Genomic DNA, 2,997 nt, shown 5'->3' on the forward strand with positions numbered 1-2,997 from the left:
AAGACTATTACGACTGACCCGCCACCCTGGAGGCGACCATGAACGCAGCATTGAAGATATGCCAGGAGCGTTACGACGCTCAGTTGCCGCCTCCAGTGAGCGAGTCGGCGGTGGAGATTGCCCGCAAGGAGTGGATCGATAACGCAGTTGAAACGCTGGTTGATCGGCGCAGCGACGTGCAGTTCAAGCGCCGACTGCATTCCGCGCAGGGCGTGACGTTCAAGACCTTCGCCGCCGAGGTCGAGCAGTTCGCGATCAACAGTGACAGCAAGAGCCCATGTGCCATTGGCGAGATGGTCATTGCTGGGCTGCTCGGTGATCGCTTCCTGGCCCGAGACGGCGCCGAGGACCTGCTGGCGGTAGCCGACCCAAAAGAACAGCTCAGGATCATCGCTCAGAGCCTTGTTGAGCCATTGGCAGACGATGCATTGGCGGCCCAGGCCGAGGACGAAGAACTATGAATACCCCTACCGCCCTCGCCCGCCTGGGCCTGGAAATCGCCAAGATGAAGAAGTCCTGCACGCCGGTACCGGACCGCACCTTCGTCATGGGCATGATCGAAATGGCCGAGTTCGCCGATCTGGTCGACTCCCCTACCGCCAACCGTTACCGCGATGCGCTGGACGCCAAGTTCGTCGAGCGCAATGCAGAGCTTAAGAGGGCCGCAGCATGACCACTCCAGTCGTGAAATCGCTAGTCGACGAGCAAATAGAAGAGCTGCCCGCCGACCGCATGATACTGGCCTTCACCCACACCAAGTGGCTGGGCGCCCTGTCGCTGGCACATGACGCTGGCATCCCGAATGTGCACGCATGGAGTGGTCGGGCCTGCATGTGTGGTGAGTGGACTGTCGCTTATGAGGTGAAAGCATGATTGTTGATTGGGGTGGTGCACCAGAAGACTGCGTAGGCGCGCTTGTCGCCTGTGTTGGGAATATCCATTTCCCGAGAGTTACCTTTGTTAAAAGCGTGATTCATGAGCAAAACCGGGTACGTGGCGAGTCTTGTGATGGCTCAGCGCTTTGCGCTTACCTTGACGTGTGGGCTTATGAGGAAAGGCCCTGGACCGGCGAAGGCCTGCCGCCTGTTGGAACGCTCTGCGAGTTTGCCGGGTTCAATCCCGAGGAAACCATCCCGACGGACCCGCGTGTTGGCGACCAAGTAACGGTTATAGCCCACTTTATGAGCGGGTCTTTCGAGGTGGCTGCATTCACCTTTTATGCGCCTCCTGAGTTCGAATATTTGCAGGTCGCTCAAGGCGCATATGGATGCTTTCGACCTGTCCGAACGCCCGAGCAGATCGCGGTGGAAGAACGCGAGAAAGCGATCGAGGAGATGATCGCCGACACCAACATCCTCACGGGCATCATGAGGGATCGCCGAATTATGGCGGGCCAGCTCTACGACTCTGGCTACCGCAAGCAGTCGCAGCCATGACCTCCTACCAAAGAGCCAAGCGCTACTGCTTCTGGCGCGGGTCTGCCATAGCACTCTCCATCCTCACCTTCCTGATGTTGCTCAGCGCCCTCGCTGACCGAATCACTCAATAACCAACACCTTCAATCGCTGCGAGCATCGCGGCAAGGAATCCCCATGTCCGCACAACAACAAGTCATCACCATCGACGATATCAGCGCCGATAACGCGCCGGCCATTTACGTAGCTGGTGGCCTGGGCCAATTCTTCGACGCGGTGAAGGCCGAAGTCACCGGCGAGGTGCCCGACCTGACCACTGTGAAAGGCCGTGCTCGCATCGCTTCCTTGGCCGCGACGGTGAGCAAGTCCAAAAAGGCAGTCGAAACCCCTGGCCGCGACTACCTGAAGCGCCTTAAGGAAATGCCGAAGGTGGTCGAGGCTGAGCTGCGCGAGTTCGTGACCAAGATGGACAGCCTGCGCGATACCACCCGGCAGCCCCTGACCGACTGGGAAGAGGCTGAACAGGCCCGTAAAGACAAGCACGTCGACGGTATCCAGGCCATCAAGGATTTGGCCGTTTTCGAAGCGCCCCCGACCGCCGCCCGTGTCGCCGACACCATCAACCAGCTTGAGATGGTCGCAATCAGCGATACATGGGAAGAGTTCCTGGCCGAAGCTGCCCAGGTGAAGGACGCGACACTGGTAAAGTTGCGCTCCCTTCTGGCCGAGCGTACCCAGTATGAAGCCGAGCAGGCCGAACTGGTGCGCCTGCGTGCCGAGGCAGAGGCTCAGGCCCAGCGCGACCGTGATGCAGAGATTGCCCGCGTTGCCGCCGAACAAGCCAGGCTCCATGCCGAGCAGCAGGCCCAGGCCGAACGTGACGCAGCAGCCCGCCGAGAACAGGAACTGCTGGATCAGGCCGCAGCTACACAGCGCGCCGCCGCGCAGGCCGCACTGGATGCAGAGGCAGCCGCCGAACGCCAGCGCCTTCAACTGGAACAGCAGGCCGAACAAGCGCGCACAGCAGCGGCCCAGGCAGAAGCAAGTCGTGCTGCCGCCGAACAGCGCGCCGAGCAAGAGCGCCTTGCGGCCATTCGCCGCCAAGAGGAAGCCGTGGAGCAGGCGCGACTGGATGAGGTTGCCAGGGCGAACGCAGCGGCAGATGAAATCCTGCGCCAGCAGCAGGAGCGCCAGGCTGACGTAGCACACAAGTCGAAGATCCTGGGCGAAGCCAAGCAGGCCCTGATCGGCATGAACATCAGCGAAGAGCTGGCCAAGGCCATCGTCCTGAAGATCGCCCGCGGCGAAGTGCCGAACGTATCCATTCAATTCTGAGGTTGCCATGACTAACTCAGCACTGGCCGAGCGCACCGAGACTCGGCAGGTCGCCAGCCCGGCGGCCACCAACGAATCAACCGCGATGCTGACAATGATCCAGCGGGCCGCAACCGACCCGGCATTCGATGCAGACAAAATGCAGAAGATGATGGAGATGTACGAGCGCCACACGGATCGTACGGCGGCGGCAGCCTTCAACGCCGCTATGGTTCGGGCTCAAGCGGAAATTGGCCCGGTTTTTCGT

5 protein-coding genes and 1 pseudogene are annotated in these 2,997 nt (G+C 60.7%); all 6 read left to right on the plus strand.

Translation table 11 applies throughout. The features are described 5' to 3' along the window. The first annotated feature begins 38 nt into the window (after positions 1–38). On the plus strand, positions 39–461 hold the full coding sequence (locus tag JFT58_RS29920; protein WP_057978921.1) for a hypothetical protein: 423 nt from the start codon (positions 39–41) through the stop codon (positions 459–461). Continuing rightward, positions 458–673 (plus strand): hypothetical protein, encoded by a 216-nt coding sequence (locus JFT58_RS29925; protein ID WP_073842603.1) that lies wholly within the window; start codon positions 458–460, stop codon positions 671–673. The genes JFT58_RS29920 and JFT58_RS29925 overlap by 4 nt, the downstream gene beginning before the upstream one ends. Continuing rightward, positions 670–873 (plus strand): hypothetical protein, encoded by a 204-nt coding sequence (locus JFT58_RS29930; protein WP_177024620.1) that lies wholly within the window; start codon positions 670–672, stop codon positions 871–873. Before JFT58_RS29925 ends, JFT58_RS29930 begins: the two co-directional genes overlap by 4 nt. Further along, positions 870–1,436, plus strand: coding sequence for a hypothetical protein (locus tag JFT58_RS29935; RefSeq protein ID WP_198834874.1), 567 nt, complete (start codon positions 870–872; stop codon positions 1,434–1,436). The genes JFT58_RS29930 and JFT58_RS29935 overlap by 4 nt, the downstream gene beginning before the upstream one ends. A gap of 156 nt (positions 1,437–1,592) precedes the next feature. Further along, entirely contained in the window at positions 1,593–2,750 is a 1,158-nt protein-coding gene (locus JFT58_RS29940) for a hypothetical protein (RefSeq protein WP_057978964.1), read from the plus strand. 7 nt (positions 2,751–2,757) lie between these two features. Then, a pseudogene (locus JFT58_RS29945) lies at positions 2,758–2,997 on the plus strand (ERF family protein); the annotation flags it as partial.

Source organism: Pseudomonas sp. MF6767, from assembly GCF_016405475.1.
Classification (GTDB): Bacteria; Pseudomonadota; Gammaproteobacteria; order Pseudomonadales; family Pseudomonadaceae; genus Aquipseudomonas; species Aquipseudomonas paracarnis.

What these genes read in the sequence shown, in the direction of transcription:
- JFT58_RS29920 (WP_057978921.1), top strand. Translation starts at nt 39, where the DNA reads ATGAACGCAGCATTGAAGATATGCCAGGAGCGTTACGACGCTCAGTTG.
- JFT58_RS29925 (WP_073842603.1), top strand. Translation starts at nt 458, where the DNA reads ATGAATACCCCTACCGCCCTCGCCCGCCTGGGCCTGGAAATCGCCAAG.
- JFT58_RS29930 (WP_177024620.1), top strand. Translation starts at nt 670, where the DNA reads ATGACCACTCCAGTCGTGAAATCGCTAGTCGACGAGCAAATAGAAGAG.
- JFT58_RS29935 (WP_198834874.1), top strand. Translation starts at nt 870, where the DNA reads ATGATTGTTGATTGGGGTGGTGCACCAGAAGACTGCGTAGGCGCGCTT.
- JFT58_RS29940 (WP_057978964.1), top strand. Translation starts at nt 1,593, where the DNA reads ATGTCCGCACAACAACAAGTCATCACCATCGACGATATCAGCGCCGAT.